The sequence below is a fragment of the Mycobacterium sp. SMC-8 genome (assembly GCF_025263565.1).
Taxonomy (GTDB): domain Bacteria; phylum Actinomycetota; class Actinomycetes; order Mycobacteriales; family Mycobacteriaceae; genus Mycobacterium.
In genome coordinates, this window is sequence record NZ_CP079865.1 from 5,076,521 (window position 1) to 5,091,398 (window position 14,878).

14 protein-coding genes are annotated in these 14,878 nt (G+C 62.9%); 8 read left to right on the plus strand and 6 right to left on the minus strand.

The window, feature by feature from the left end:
- Positions 1-12: 12 nt before the first annotated feature.
- Both KXD97_RS33210 and KXD97_RS24525 read right to left on the minus strand, forming a co-directional pair.
- Positions 13-210, minus strand: coding sequence for a hypothetical protein (locus tag KXD97_RS33210; protein WP_313901325.1), 198 nt, complete (start codon positions 208-210; stop codon positions 13-15).
- A gap of 636 nt (positions 211-846) precedes the next feature.
- Entirely contained in the window at positions 847-1,317 is a 471-nt protein-coding gene (locus KXD97_RS24525; protein WP_052429180.1) for a hypothetical protein, read from the minus strand.
- Positions 1,318-1,604: 287 nt separating this feature from the next.
- On the opposite strand from KXD97_RS24525, the gene KXD97_RS24530 reads away from it, so the two are divergent.
- Together KXD97_RS24530 and KXD97_RS24535 are read left to right on the plus strand one after the other, a co-directional pair.
- The gene (locus KXD97_RS24530; RefSeq protein ID WP_260753037.1) at positions 1,605-2,600 is read left to right on the plus strand and encodes a tyrosine-type recombinase/integrase; all 996 of its coding nucleotides are present in this window, start codon (positions 1,605-1,607) and stop codon (positions 2,598-2,600) included.
- Between the two features lie 309 nt (positions 2,601-2,909).
- Positions 2,910-4,043 carry a tyrosine-type recombinase/integrase gene (locus tag KXD97_RS24535; RefSeq protein WP_260753045.1) on the plus strand — a complete coding sequence of 378 codons (1,134 nt, stop codon included), beginning with the start codon at positions 2,910-2,912 and terminating at the stop codon, positions 4,041-4,043.
- Between the two features lie 379 nt (positions 4,044-4,422).
- On the opposite strand, the gene KXD97_RS24540 is transcribed toward KXD97_RS24535, so the two are convergent.
- Positions 4,423-5,490 carry a hypothetical protein gene (locus KXD97_RS24540; RefSeq protein ID WP_260753048.1) on the minus strand — a complete coding sequence of 356 codons (1,068 nt, stop codon included), beginning with the start codon at positions 5,488-5,490 and terminating at the stop codon, positions 4,423-4,425.
- A gap of 809 nt (positions 5,491-6,299) precedes the next feature.
- Between KXD97_RS24540 and KXD97_RS24545 the strand changes: the two genes are divergently transcribed.
- From KXD97_RS24545 to KXD97_RS24570, 6 genes are all read left to right on the plus strand, one after another.
- Positions 6,300-7,082 (plus strand): TnsA-like heteromeric transposase endonuclease subunit, encoded by a 783-nt coding sequence (locus KXD97_RS24545; RefSeq protein WP_260753050.1) that lies wholly within the window; start codon positions 6,300-6,302, stop codon positions 7,080-7,082.
- Entirely contained in the window at positions 7,079-9,142 is a 2,064-nt protein-coding gene (locus KXD97_RS24550; RefSeq protein WP_260753051.1) for a Mu transposase C-terminal domain-containing protein, read from the plus strand. The genes KXD97_RS24545 and KXD97_RS24550 overlap by 4 nt, the downstream gene beginning before the upstream one ends.
- 3 nt (positions 9,143-9,145) lie before the next feature.
- A complete protein-coding gene (locus KXD97_RS24555) occupies positions 9,146-10,144 on the plus strand; it encodes a TniB family NTP-binding protein (protein ID WP_260753053.1) in 999 nt (332 codons plus the stop codon).
- A 1,023-nt stretch (positions 10,145-11,167) separates the two neighbouring features.
- The gene (locus KXD97_RS24560) at positions 11,168-11,443 is read left to right on the plus strand and encodes a hypothetical protein (protein WP_260753054.1); all 276 of its coding nucleotides are present in this window, start codon (positions 11,168-11,170) and stop codon (positions 11,441-11,443) included.
- The gene (locus KXD97_RS24565) at positions 11,440-11,616 is read left to right on the plus strand and encodes a type II toxin-antitoxin system Phd/YefM family antitoxin (RefSeq protein WP_260753055.1); all 177 of its coding nucleotides are present in this window, start codon (positions 11,440-11,442) and stop codon (positions 11,614-11,616) included. The genes KXD97_RS24560 and KXD97_RS24565 overlap by 4 nt, the downstream gene beginning before the upstream one ends.
- A gap of 168 nt (positions 11,617-11,784) precedes the next feature.
- Entirely contained in the window at positions 11,785-12,531 is a 747-nt protein-coding gene (locus KXD97_RS24570; protein WP_260753056.1) for a DUF5131 family protein, read from the plus strand.
- Here the strand turns inward: KXD97_RS24570 and KXD97_RS24575 are convergent.
- The 3 genes from KXD97_RS24575 to tcmP all read right to left on the minus strand — a co-directional run bounded on the left by KXD97_RS24575 (position 12,528) and on the right by tcmP (position 14,746).
- Positions 12,528-12,995, minus strand: coding sequence for a hypothetical protein (locus tag KXD97_RS24575; protein ID WP_260753057.1), 468 nt, complete (start codon positions 12,993-12,995; stop codon positions 12,528-12,530). The two genes, KXD97_RS24570 and KXD97_RS24575, sit on opposite strands and share 4 nt — an antisense overlap.
- Before the next feature lie 188 nt (positions 12,996-13,183).
- Positions 13,184-13,759 (minus strand): DUF6431 domain-containing protein, encoded by a 576-nt coding sequence (locus KXD97_RS24580; RefSeq protein ID WP_260751629.1) that lies wholly within the window; start codon positions 13,757-13,759, stop codon positions 13,184-13,186.
- 240 nt (positions 13,760-13,999) lie between these two features.
- Positions 14,000-14,746: a three-Cys-motif partner protein TcmP gene (tcmP, locus tag KXD97_RS24585; RefSeq protein WP_260753058.1), complete on the minus strand. Its 747-nt coding sequence runs from the start codon at positions 14,744-14,746 to the stop codon at positions 14,000-14,002.
- Positions 14,747-14,878 lie beyond the last annotated feature (132 nt).

The window sequence follows — 14,878 nt, forward strand, 5'->3', positions numbered from 1 at the left end:
CCCGCGCCAGGATCACCACAGCGTGGGCTGATCACCAAGCAGCGCCGCCTGCACCGCGGCGGCATCCCAGCCATGGCGCACCGCCTCGCGTAGCGCCACCGATCGCTCACGCCGTACACCGCGACTGTCGAAGCGTCGCACCGCATGGCGCCCACCGCCGCGACGCATCCGCGCCATCCCCTCCATGTTGTCGCCCTGGGAGCCCGACACCACGTGCTATTGAACGTCTGTCGCGGCCGCGATTTTTACGACACCGGGTTGTCGCATTCGTGCAAACCCAGCACGCCCGCCGCCACGCTTCCGCCTGCGATCGCCAACGCGTAGCGATGCGGACGCACACAGAACCCCACACCGTCGCGCGTGAGATAGAAACGGCCGTAACCATCGGCACCGATCGCCCCGGTCCAGATGTTGCAATCCGAAGGCGTTGGCCCACAGACGACGTGGCTATGAAACCGGGCAATCTCAGCGGCGTGCAACAGCCGATCAACAACCAGCTGTCCCGCGCTTCTCAAGGCCGCTGACCCTACGTCCGTGCACAGACACTGGGCCTGTCCAGAGCCGCCTGCGGCGTCCCGACTGACAGGGCCGCAGCGGCGTTCAAGGAGCTACCGCTGCGCTGTGCCATCTGAGACACGGCCGAACAACGCCCTGCGCCGCTGCAAATCCCCCTGAGTCGCGACCCCCTGCGCTCAACAGTCCCGGGTCCGTGCGCAGCTCCCGCAGCGCATCGTCGCGATGCGCGAGGGCCGGCGGATTCCCGGCGCCGAGGCCGCCGGAGTTCTGCTGCCCTCGCAACACGATGTTCGTCTCATCCACCGTGACGCGCACCTGTCGTCCCCTGCATCAGGCCGAGGCCGCGTCGGGCTCGTCGGCCCCCGGGTAGGCGACACCGCCAGGCTCGCCACCAACCTCACCGCCACCGCCTACTGCGTGCGAACCGTTGCTGGGCGTGGACTTCTCGGCTTTCGGAGCGTGCCGCAGCATGGTCCGAACAATGCCGATCCCGACGTCTGTCCGTGCGGCAATGGTCGTCAGCGTCTCATCACGGCCCTGCATGCGCGCGACCACCGCGCCGGCCTTCGCCCGGTGCGTGGCCACGCGCTTGGCCGCTTCGGCGTCCACCTGCTCGCGCAGCTGCGCCAGGCGCTCCGTCTTCCAGACCTCGACCTCGGCGACCTTGCCGACCTCGTACAAAAAGTTCGTGGCGTCGTCGATGTTCGCCTTATCCCGCGCAGCACGCGCTTCGTTGGCGCGCCGGGTCGCTTCCACAGCCCGTCGCCGGGCTTCCAACTTGGACGTTCCTGCTGCTGTCATGACCGGGACACTAAAACCGGCCGGGCCGGACGTGCCACCACCACAGCCACATTCGCCACCCACCAATTTTTTCGTCGCCGCCCCTGCCGCACCACCGCACCTCACTCACCCACCGTGCGCCCCGTCCCCTCACCACCGCCGCACCGGCCACTCAGCTCACCCCTCACAGGCACCTTCCACGGCCCAACGACAGACCACACACCTCTTGCCTGCAGGCGGCATCTAACGGGTATGCAGAACGTCGTGGATAACGACTGATATCCATGACGGTCTGCCATGCTGGTTCGGTGCCTAGATCCGCTGCACCGGTATCCCCCGAAGTCGTCCCTCCTGGGTGGTTTGCTGACTTTCTCGCTGATCGTGCCATCCGCAAACCCTCGCCCCACACCTCCAAGGCCTATCGCCAGGACTTCGAGGCGATCGCCGTGTTGATAGCGGGGTCTGCCAATGCCGTCTCAGAACTCGCGATCCGCGAACTGACGAAGGAAAGACTGCGTTCGGCGTTCGCTGCCTACGCCGACACCCACTCGGCGGCGTCGATCCGACGCTGCTGGTCGACGTGGAACACCCTGTGCACGTTCCTCTTCACCGCCGAGCTGCTCGACGCCAATCCCATGCCGCTCATCGGCCGCCCCAAAGTCCCGAAGTCCCTCCCCAAGAGCTACCCCACCAGCGTCGTCACCGACTTGGTCGCAGCGATCGACGCCGACCACGGATCCACACGTGTTAGCGACTGGCCCGAACGCGACCACGCCATCGTCTTCACCTCACTGCTGGCCGGGCTCAGAGCCGACGAACTCCTCAACGCCAACGTCGGCGACATTCGCCGCACCGATGACGGCGCCGTCCTGCACGTCCGAGGCAAGGGCAACAAGGACCGCCGGCTCCCCATCGGCCCAGAGCTGCTCGACGTCCTCGACGACTACCTTCACACGCGGGCAAACCGGTTCCCTCAAGTCCGCCGACAAAGATCCGGCACCACGGCGCCCAGCAGCTTCTCCCCGACCGCTCCACTTTTCGTCGGCGCCGACGGCGACCGCATCACCCGGGGAACGCTGCAATACCGAATCCTGCGGGCGTTCAAGAAGGCCGGCATCAACGGCGAACGAGCCTCAGGCGCACTGGTTCACGGTTTGCGCCACACCTTCGCCACCGAACTCGCCAACGCCAACGTCAGCGTCTACACCCTGATGAAGCTCATGGGCCACGAATCCATGGTCACCTCACAACGTTACGTCGACGGTGCCGGCACCGATGTCCGATCCGGAACTAGTTGGGAGTAATCCGGGAAAACCTGGTAGCTGTCCGATTTCTCGCCCTCCGTTCCAGAACTATCTGACAGTGGCACCCGCCCAGGTCCCTGCCCGTGCACCTGCGGATCTTCGGCCCGCGTATCCATGGCTTTGACTCTGAATCCATGACTGTCTGACTGCGCCGGACAGGACGACCGACAGTCCAGAACTACCTGATAGTGGCGGACACTCCGCGCCTTCGAGGTCCAGTGTGAACCATTTAATTCGTCACTGTGACGTTATGTAGGTGATGCAGCATCTCCTGTTTGCGCAGGCTGGAGCCGCGTAGCACCCAATAATATGGATAACGTTGATTATTATCCATCTTTTATCTGCGAGGCTGAGCGTGTGCCGCACGAGACCGATCCGGGCTACTCCGTCACCGATGGCGTTGTTGAAGCTGCTGCCGTCGCGCCGGCCGTCGATGAGATCCCCGAGTGGTTCCAGCAGTTCTTGGATCACCGGCAGGCAAGTAAACCCTCGGCGCACACGATGAAGGCCTATCGCCGCGACTTCGTCGCCATTGCCAATCTGCTTACCGGTGGTGAGCCGGCCCGCCTCAGTCCAGCTGACATAACTCGCGATTCGATGCGTACTGCGTTCGCGGCGTTTGCCGCCGACCACGAGGCGGCATCCATCCGACGCTGCTGGTCCACGTGGAATGTGTTGTGCACCTTCCTCTATACGAACGAGTTGTTGGCGGCCAATCCCATGCAGCTCGTTGGACGACCGAAGTTGAAGAAGCCGCTGCCGAAAGCCCTCCCCCGAACAGCGGTTGAAGCCCTGCTCTCTGCTGTCACGCAGGAGTCCGATGCTCGCCGAACAGATTGGAAAGAAAGGGATCTCGCGGTCATTCTCACTGCACTCCTCGCGGGACTGCGGGCCGAAGAACTCCGCCTGGTCGACGTCGGTGACATACGGACGCTCGACGATGGCTCCGCGGTGATCAATGTGAAAGGCAAAGGCGGCAAGGAACGCAACGTCCCCATCGAGGCAGCCCTGCTGGAGGTGATCGGTACGTATATGGATAGTCGTGCCGGACGGTTTCCTCAGGGCAAGAAGCGCACATCGTCGCCGAAGAGTACGCCATTGTCGGGCTGGCCATATTCCGCCCCGCTATTCGTCGGTCGGGACGGTGAACGGATGACGCGTGGCACCCTACAGTCACGTATCAAGCGCGCGTTCAAACGCGCAGGGCCGGACGCGCGCCCCGTACCCGGCGCCCTGGTGCACGGACTTCGCCATACCTATGCGACTGAGCTCGCGACCTCGAATGTCAGCGTCTACACACTGATGAAACTCCTCGGACATGAGTCGATGACGACATCGCAGCGTTACGTTACGGCGGCGGGGATTGAAACACGAAGTGCGGCAGCGCAAAATCAGCTTTACTCCCTACTGACCGAACAACGGGAGGACGATGGGACCAGCTGAGAACGAAGCGATCCATGTGCCCCAACGACGAAGGAAGCCCCCGCAATGAGTAAGCGAGTGAGCCTGATCCTCCGCGACGCAGACGAGGCGATGCTCGCTCCCTTCCTCCATCGGGGCTCGCCTGCTTTCGAGGTCCTGCGACCGTGGGCACACCACAATGACTATGCCTCGGGCGACATCAGCTCGGATGCCGCTGTACTGCGGATTCTGCTTCGGGTGGGCGCAGAGGCTATGCACGAACAAATCCCGGATGCTGGCTACGCCCAGCTTGCGTCCGAGTTCAATAGCGCATCAACAAAATTCGAGCGACTGGCCGCACGGGGTCGTTCTGCGTCCCAGACCGACGAGCTCAGACGAGCCCGCTTGCGACCCGCGGCGGTCACACGTATCGGGGCCGGCAAGTCCCGCACGGCGGGACGGGCTTTCGCACGGTGTTTGCGGCCCACTCTTCGGCGTCCGCCGAATGAATGGCGCACACCTTGACGTAGGCACCAGTCCACGGTCCGTTGTGCGGATTCTGACCGCTGATGGTGCGGCACGTGGCGTGATGCACCCGCGCGGTAGACACGCTGTAGTTACGGGTGATGTTCACGACGAAGCCTTCCGGGTTGGCGGCCAGCCAAGCCAGATAGCCAGCGTCGTCGTCCCGGAACTCGTGTGCGCGGGTGCGGTGATCCACCCCGGCGAGTACATCGGCTGGCACGACGTCGATGAACTCGCCAGCTGGACTATATGGGACGTCGACCGAGCTGGTCTCGCTAACACTGGCGGACTCGGCCGATGCGTAGATGCCAACCACGACCGTGTTGCCGGCGAATTGGTCCACGGTGCAGTGCAGGCCGAGTTCGGTGATTCTGCCGTCGCGGGGATGCCATGCCCGATCTGGCCGGGTACGACCCAGCAGGGGGTCGAGCGCGTCGATCGTCTGCTTCCAGAGGTTCAGCCAATTGCGACGTGGGCCGACCACGAAGGATAGTTCAAGCCGAACTGGTCCATCCGGTAGTACGGTGGCGCCAGAGACGGCGGCGTGGATAGCCTCCTTGTAGGCGACGCTCGAGGAAGAAGCCGCAGTGGTCGAGATGACCACGCCGGCGGCGTTGGGTGCAGGAACTTCTCTGGCGGCACAGATCTGCACAGACGACTGTTCGCCGGGACGCTTCGTGCACCACACCGACACCAAGTCGGCATCGCGCAGGCGCGATGCGAGCGGATACGCGTAATTATCCAGGTCGCTGGCATCGAGCAGGTCTCGTGAACTCGGTAAACCGACGTCGAGGCGCAGCGCCCACGGGCCGCTGATCCGTGCGCCAGCGATCAAAGCCTCCGTATCGTCGAGGTACTCCTGCAATCGGATCTGATCTGGATCGTCAGCCTTGTTCCACGATGCGAGCCGCGGGGCGACCCTCAGCTCCAGCGAGCGATTATCAGGGCGGGCAAACCAGCGCATCGGGTCAAGATAGCGCGGCGCACCGACAGGCCTCCGACGAAAATAAGATCTCGATAGAACGCAACGCTGGCATTGGAGACATTTGCCAGCAAACTGCGGCAGCTGGCTAGTCCCAATGCGAAGAGATGGTATCGAGTTCTGCGCGCATCGACTTTGCTGGCTAGAGACATCGAGTAGGTGTTAACTATAGGCAACACCCCGGGTTCTGATCGGCGACTTGCATCAGTGCGTTTGTGGGTGCGCCATTAGGGTGTGACCTCCGTCTATGCGCGAATGCAGTGTCTAGCAGTGGAATTACATGCGCATCGCGCTCACCAACAGTCATCAGTCGGTTGGCTTTGGCATTCGAACTCGGCTCACTCGAAGGCGAACGATGGACGAAGCCTTTCCCGGCAAAGTCGTCGGTGGCCATGGTTGCTGCAACCCTTGTGCGGATCTGTCAGTTTGTGCTCAACTTACGTTGCCATTCCGATCATGGGGCGGGCACTTCAGCCTGCTCCAACGCACCGTCCCCGACGTGCGCGTTCATCGGAGGCAGTGGAATGGTCAGGCCTACCAGGAGGTGACACCCGCCCAGAAAATCTAGGTTGACCCGCTGACGGGGCTTCAAGAGTCCCCAGACGCTGAAAAAGCCGGGCTGGTATCCCGGCTTCTTCGGTGCGGCACTTGGCCGCTAATTACTTACTTCACTCCTGAGAGGGAGACATGCTTATTTCAGCGCGCTTCCGGCGCGATGTCAACCCCCGCTTCGCGTTCTGGCCCCCGACCCCATCGAGGGCTGCGGGTGCCGATGCCGGGTGGGAACGGGGATGACCCCGCCGCCGGTCCCGACGGAAGGGCCACTGCCCGTCAATGACGCGCCCTACACGATGGTGCTTTATCAAGATCCGAAGACCGGGCAGCGCGTACGAACCCGTCTCACACCTGAGGTTTCGCGTGTGTCATTTGAGCTATGCAGGCCTATCCGGAGTTTCCCGGCCTACCGTGGTCGCCGTTCCCATCAAGGCAAGTACTGGTTCTCGCGTTCACAAGGCCATGTCAGCTTTGAGTCGCGGTTCGAGATGACTGCCCTGATGACGGTCGACTTTCGGGGCGACGCAATCGCGGTCAGCTCCAACCCGTTCTGGCTGCTGTGGCCGAAGGGCCAGACGCACCACCGGCACGCCCCGGACTTTTTCATCCGACGACGCGACGGATCGGCTCTCGTTGTCGACGTCAAGCCGGCAGATCGTCTCCGCGAGAAGGATCGGCTCCAGCATCAACGCACCCGCGATGTATGTCGCGAGTTGGACTGGGAGTACGAAGAATTCACAACGATAGACAAGACTGCAGAACGCAACCTACGGCTGCTATGCGCCTACCACCATCCGCGGTTCGCACCGTCAGCAGAAGCACGATCCGCTATCACGATGTGCGTGAATCGATCGGGGCGAAACGGCGTGCAATTCGGCGAGCTGATCGACAACGCCTCGGACAGAGCCGAATTCGACGAAAGCCAACTCATCTGCAGCACCTACCACATGATCTGGAACAGAGAGATTCACGTCGACCTGGCTCGCCCGCTGACCTGGACCACGGTGATCACCTCATGATCGAACTGCATATCGGCGACATCATCAAACTCCGCGGCCAGAGCTGGCATATCCGCGACAGCGACGGACTGGCCCTTCGACTCAAATGTCTCGATGACGGCAGCGACCTGACCTTGCCGGTAGCGATGTTGCTCTGCGACGATTCCTTCGTCGGTCCCGACGCCTCTGGACCAAGTATCGCCGATCAGAGGCTGCTCGACCTCGCCACCGACGAACAGCGACGTGATGCCGAGTTCTGGTATGGGCACCTCTCCGGTATCAAACACGCCATGGAACAGCCGGCTCAAGGACAAGCCTTTTCGGGAACTCCGATCGCGACTGTACGCGAACGACTTTCGGATAAGAGATCCGAGCTACGTACCCTGGGGCGGCCGGTCTCCATGACCACTATGTGGCGCAAGTGGCAACGCTTCAACACTGCGGGCCTGCTCGGATGTATCGATCAGCGCGGCATGCCGGGTCACGTCCGTCTGTCCGGGGTGCACGAGCGTGTGATCGTCGTCCTGGAGATGGTGAAGGCGCACTACGTAGACAAGTCGACGCCTACCAAGAAGCAGATCCTCGAAATCGCGGAGCGTCGCCTTCGTGACGACAACGTGCCGGTGCCGTGCAGGTCGTCGATGTACGCGTTACTGGCTGCACTTGACCGCGGTGAGCACACCACCGGCGATGCGACGTCGCGCCGCAGTCACGCGAACAGCCCCGACCGAGCGTTCTCGAAGATCGTCGCCTTGTATCCAGGCGAAGAAGTGCAGCTCGACTCAACACCACTTGACGCAATGGCCATACTGCCCGATGGTCAACCATGCCGAATCGATTTGGCTGCCGGCATCGACGTCGCGACACTGAGCATCACCGCGGCAATTCTTCGCCCAAACGCCTGCAAAACCGTTGATGCCATTGAACTCTGGGCCAACTCCTGTATCCCGCAACAGATGTTGCCAGGCTGGATTGAGAACATGACCGTCGCACGAAGCTACCTGTCGGACAGGCTATCCCCTCAGATCGATCTCGACAGGGCACTCGAGAACAAGCCCATCATCGACGTGCGCGGTGTCGTAGTTGACCGTGGCAAGATCTTTGTCTCGAAAGCCTTCGAAAAGGCAACCGAACTTCGGGGAGTGCACCCTCGGGTCGCTGCTCCGTACCAGCCCACCGCCAAGCCTCATATCGAACGCTTGCTCAAGACCATCGGCGACGACTTTGTCCGATGGATCCCGGGATACAAGGGACGCTCGGTCAGCCACCGGGGCCGAAACCCGGAGAAGGATATTGTGTGGCCGCTGTTTGTACTTCAGGCGCTGCTCGACGAATGGGTTATTACGGTGTATCAGAACCGTCCCCACACGGGGCTTCACCTGACGGCGGCCCCTCGGATGCAGCTCTCTCCCAATGCCATGTATCGAGCGATGTCGGAGATGGCACCAACTCCAGCACGGACGATGACACGCGACGATTGGATCTCCCTGAAACCGCACGAGTTTCGTCGTATCAACCGCTATGGCGTCAACTTGGAGAACCTCGTGTACAACTCCGACTCGCCGCGCTTCCACCAGATGCGACGAACGAAATCGTTGAATTCCAAACAGAATGGCAAGTGGGAAGTGCGCTACGACCCCACCAACCTGATGCAAATCTGGGTGCGAGATGAATCCCTAGTCTTCGACTCAGAGGGTCAGCGCAAAGTCGAAGACAATGGCTGGATCGAGTGCCGCTGGGTTCTGGCCGACTATGCGACCATTCCATTCGGGATCGACATGGTGAAAGCGATTCGTCGGGACATGAGTAAGAAACCAACCGACAAAGAAGTGCTCAGGCGCGCGGAGCAGATTCATCGTCAATTGCTCGGCGGCCCCTCGGAACCGAAACCTCGACCGCTTTCCCGTGCCGAAGCGTCGGCCGGGCGCGCCAACCTCGCGCGACAAGAACTCAGCGGCGGCCCTCCCCCTGAGGTCGTTGTGCCCGGACGAAGCGACGACACTCCGGTCGCGCCGGTTGTTCAGCCCACGGTCGGACCAGTCGAGCCCATGCGTCCGATGCGCCTGTCGGAAGGGTGGTGAACCTTGGCATCACCGACAACCCGCGAAGAGTGGCGTGAATACTGCACCTACGAGCCCACCCCGGATTCGCAGCGACCCTCTTTGAGTGCGGACGAGATCAAGGCTCTCGGCACCGTCGAGCGGTCGGCGTACAACGAACGCCGCATCGACTACCTGAACGAGGAACGCGTGTTTCCCACCCGGGACCTCACCCGCATCCTCAACCACGCACGGCGACTGCTTCGCCGATCACGAGCCAAGAAGTTCGTAGCCAGGCCCGGTATCCGAGTATCCGGGGAACCCAGGACCGGCAAAACCACCGATGTGATGGCCGCCGGCAAGCGACTGGACGCAGAAATACGACGGACTTGCGGCAGGGAAAACGACTTGTCCTTCCTACCCGTCGTCTACACCACGATCGCCACGGCGACAACGACGAACAAACTCTGGGTGCGCCTCGCCGACTTCGTCGGTGCGCGCGAGCTGCGAGGTAGCAATGCCGACGAGCGACTCGTGGACCTGGCGCGACTGCTGAAGAGCCTCGGCACCAAGTTCGTCATCCTCGATGACGTCCAACGCCTCAACACCGATCGCGCCGCAGGAGCCGAAGTCGCCGACAACATCAAGACTTTCGCCGAGAATCTTGATGCGACGATGCTCTTCGCAGGAATTTCGTTGGAGACCGCTCCCCTGTTCAGCGGCGAGAACGGAGAGCAGTGGCGCAAACGGACCCGGCCCATCAACCTGAGCAACTACTCACTCTCGAACGACGCCGACCACAAGGAGTGGGTGCAGCTCGTCGCATCCATCGAACGCATTCTCCCTCTCCCCCTGCATGAACACGGAATGCTCGAACGCCATGCGGACTACCTCTACCACCGCACTGGCGGCTCAATCGCATCCTTGAGCGATCTGATCATCGATGCAGCCACCGACGCCATCGACTTCGGTACCGAAGCCATCACGTTAGACCTCCTCGACTCGATTGCTATCGACGACGTCGATCCTGGAGTGGCCCGCTGATGCCGCTTCGTGCCGAACAGTCATCGACAGTCCCGGAGGGTGTCCGCCGCGGCCGTCAACGACTTCCCGTGCCAGTCGCTCCGATGTGTTCGGAGACGCTGAACAGCTACCTCCGCCGGGTGACGGATCAGAACCTCTTGCGACCCAGCTGGCTGTCCCAGCTCTCCCGACAGCCCCACTTCGTTGCGGACCTCGTCGAGCTCACCGGTTTGACGGAGCGAGGGTTGATAGCGGCGCTTCCAGAACTCCGAACTCCGCATGCGATCAAGCGATGGCCGCACCTGGTCGGCCACGTCTCGCAGCGGGCCGGGATCCGATCCGCATGTAGACACTGCGCCGCCGCGCAGACTCAAATTCGAAGCCAAGCAGTGACTGTCTTCGCGAGTCATGAACAGGTGCTCTGCGCTGTACACCAGCAATGGACCGGAAGTCCTGCACTGAGATGCGATGCTCAGCAACAATTTTCAATCCGACTCTGTCCTGACATTGCACGCGCACACCGCCAGCACCGTAGTCTCATTCGACGCTGGGGGCGCGGCCCCACATACTCCGGCTTCTCCGCCGCCGTCACCTGCTTCTCCGTGTGGTCAGGCTGGCCGGCCGTCTCCCGTGCGCCTGATATCCAGCAACGCAGGCGACGGCTCGGTGTACCCGAGGAAGCACCGTCCACGCTTCCACGACAAGCCGCCGCCTGGTACCCCAGTGCGGTCGCGCTGACCGACGTCATCATCTCGCTACGGCACAAAGCGGCGGAGGGACGAAAATCCCCCGCCGCGACCGTCATCGCAGAGGGCCTCGTTCGACTGCAAAGCATCGTTCCCGGCCTATCGCCGAGTGGCGCGTCTGATCCCTTCCGGCAGGCAGTGTTGGGTGAACTGCACACTCCCCCAGATGAAGTCGAGGTCGTACCGAGCAACCCATCACGGCAATCCCAGCGGTACAGGAAGGACGATGGTGGCAATGTCAAGCCGAAGCTGTGAGGAGCCCGCTACCCCGATCGGATCCCTCTGCACTGAATGGGAGTTGGACCAAGGCATCGCATCCCGCGTCGTCTACACACCCGACCGGTTCCCCGCCGGATGCACGGCTGGAGTCCGCATCAGCGCGATTCAGGTTGAAGACGGCAGCTTTGAGACTGCTGCGGAAGTCTCCCACATATACCTCGATTGCCACCCTGACTCCGGACTAACGATTGAGAACGCGCGTGCTCTCGCGCTGATCCTCACCGAGTCCGCCGCGCAGCTCGAAAGTTGGATCGAGATGTTCGGTGCCGTTGGCGATCCTGGTACTGAACGATGATCGATCCCTCGCTGCCGCGCATCAGCATCACCGAACTACGCCGACATTTCAGCCGGTTCATCAACGAAGCAGAACAAGGGCGGACTTTCGTGATCACTCGCCGGGGGCGCGACGTTGCCGTGCTGGCTCCGGCCAAGCGCTTCGCCGGCGAAGATCTGCGGTCACAGTTGTGAACTTGACGGCTTAACGGGAATTGTTTGGTCGACATGCGTCTGATTCAGCCGACGAGTATCACTGGCACCATTCGACACACCTGCACCAGGTTGACTGGTTGGCGGCTTCCGTCGGTGGCGGGTCTTAGAGTAACGACTGGAGCAACAATGCGCAGGTGAGGAGGCCCGATGGCGGACCGTTCAGCGATCGAGTGGACCGAGGCCACCTGGAACCCCGTCACTGGGTGCGATCGGGTATCCACCGGGTGCGATCACTGCTACGCGATGACCCTGGCAAAGCGGCTCAAGGCGATGGGTGCGGAGAAGTACCAGACCGACGGCGACCCGCGCACATCCGGCCCCGGCTTCGGTGTCACGATGCACCCGCAAGCGTTGGACGAACCGCGGCGGTGGCGCAGCTCCCGCGTGGTGTTCGTGAACTCGATGGCCGACCTGTTCCACGCCAAGGTGCCGATCAGCTTCATCCGCGACGTGTTCGACGTGTGTCGCGACACCCCGCAGCACACCTATCAGGTGCTGACCAAGCGGAGTCTGCGGCTGAGCCGGGTCGCCGACAAGCTGGACTGGCCCGACAACCTGTGGATGGGCGTCTCGGTGGAGAACGCCGACTTTCTTAGCCGGGTTGACCATCTCCGTGAGGTGCCGGCCGCGGTGCGCTTCCTATCGTGTGAACCGCTGATCGGTCCGTTGGGCGGGATCGACCTCACCGGCATCGGCTGGGTGATCGCCGGCGGCGAGTCAGGTCCCAGGCATCGGCCGATGGAGCTGTCCTGGGCGCGCGACATTCGCGACGCCTGCCGCACCGAGGGAGTGCCGTTCTTCTTCAAACAGTGGGGCGGCCGGACCCCGAAGGCAGCAGGCCGCGAGCTCGACGGCCAGCTGTGGGATGAGATGCCCACCGCGGCAACGGGTTAGCTGCTAGGAGCTACGACAAGGTTCTCGACCTTGGGGCCGATACCTGCGCTCGGAGTGAGGTCGCGTGCATGCAAGTCCTTCACGGCTGCGCGGGCCACTTTCTCCCGAACCTGTCCGAAGTACTCGCCGAACACCTCAAGGGAGTGGTCGCCGAGGGTGATCGGCTTCTTCCCGTTGACGAGCATGTCGTTGATCCGCTCCGCGATATACGGCAGAGCTTTCTGCTCCACCTCATCGAGCTTCGGCCGGGTAAGGATCGTCTCGGTGGGCAGCAACGCCAGCTGGTCACCCAGCCTGACCTCGTCGCGCTGCACCGCGATCGCATCGGCGCCCTGCCACCAGTCCTCGGTGGCCTGCGCCGCGCAGTGCCCGAAGTTCCACACACCACGTGCGTGCCGGGTGCAGAAGAGCAGGTAGTAAACCGGCTGTTGTCCCGGCGCTCGCAGGACGGGTACGACCACCACGTGGGATCGGGTGTTGGCCGTCGCTCAGGATGCAGACGATGGCGTCACTGTGGATGCAGACGTGATTTCGGGGGTCGGTCTGCATTGTGACGGGGTAATCGTCGCGGCGACGCGGTGGTCGTCATGGTGACGACTGTCGGCAGGCATGGTGATGACGCCCCCGGCGGCAGCGCGGGGACGTCGGAGGGTCAGCCGGGTGGCGCCAGAAGGCGGCCGCGGGTGTACATCCCGATCAGGGTCCACGGCGGCTCACCGAGGGCGTAGCGGCGGCGGTCCCAGTAGGCCGCTGCCGACAACAGCGACAGCGCGTGGTGCAACATGTTCCCTCGGTAGCGCAGCGCGGTGAACGTGTCGGGGTCCAGGGCGAGCAGCTGCTCGGTCCCGTCGCGTGCGAGACGGTCCAGGTGCTCTGGCGGTAGTCGGCGAAGCCAGCGGCGCACGGTGGACACCGGCCGCCCCATGGTCGCCGCGATACGCCGGTGTCCGAGTCCATTTGCTTTGTGCAGCAATGCTGTTCCAATCACTGCGGTGGTGTCGGCATGGCGTGGCTGCAGAGCGGCGGGCATCACGATATGCGTTGACGAGCAGGACCGGCATCGCGTGCGGCGGGGGCGCACCGTGATCGTGGTCCCGTCGTGATCGCGCACGGAGCGCCGCCTGCCGTAGCCCCAAGAAGTCAGCTGGCCGTCGCGGCACCGCGGGCAGCGGAGTTCGCCGGCGGCGAGCAGTTTCTCGGCCAGTTCGCCGGTGCGCGCGACGATCACCGCAGAGCCAGTCCATGATCCACCAGCCTTACCTATCACCCGGGAACCGGGATAGGGGTCAGTTCGTGTTGGGCGACCGCAGAATCGACGCGTCCGCCGTCACCGATTGTGACGATCTCGGGATTCGGCATCGCGCCGGAGCCGAAATGGACTCTGCGCGAGCAGACCAGCGCGGGGTCCGTTCGTGGGCACGCTGATGATGCAGACGACCGCCGTCCCCGACCCGGGATTTCGACAACTTCAATGACGATCACCCCCGCCGTGGTCGTCACACAGAGGGACGGTCAACAATCGGGTATCGGCGCCGAGCTGCTTGACGAATCGGGAAACTACTGCTTGAACGGCTCGGGGTGACACCCCGTACGCCAGTTCGTCGCGCCACCACGCCCCGCCAAGGGCCTCGTCGAGTCGGAGCATGGTCTTCTCGTTCGGTGTAGCGGAGGTCAGGTGGCCGCCGATCCGTCGGATAGCCTCCAGGCTCAGGTTGATCAGCATCTCCGTTGGAGGCCACGCCGCAGAGTCGTTCCGGTTCATCGCTGCGACGAGATCCACGTAGGGCACCCCGAGACCGGTCGGGTCCTCGAAAATGAACGTCGGCAGCGTGGCGACGCGCGGGAGGACCGCGGACAAGTGCTCTGCAGCCTCACCGTTGGTGAGGTCGATCGCCAGCCCCTTCTTCTGGTATGTCGCCGCCAGCTGGCTGAGGTCGGCGAAGGAGTCCGCGTCTTTCTCGCAGAGGTAGAGGTCGACGGCGGTGTCGCGTTTGAACTTCTGACCCGCGGCGAACTCCAGCATGATGCCGGGCGATCCGAGAGACCCGTCCCCGTACGTACCCTTGCCGGCGAATCCGTCGACGTACGCGACATGCTTGGTCTTGGTGCTGGTGCGGATCAGGAACACCGGCAGGTATCGGCGCAGCAGGTTGAGCTTGAGCACACCGGGCAGGCGGTGGTCTTCCCAGTAGTTGGCGTTGGCTCCAGTCGCCATGCTCGTACCTCCCCGACCGGTAGTGATACCTAAAAGCCTAAGGACGTGGGGAGACAGTGGACGGAGGGCGCGCCGGGGTGACGCGGGACCCCATGCTTCTCTTGCCGGCCGGCCAGGTGCTTTGAGTTCTGC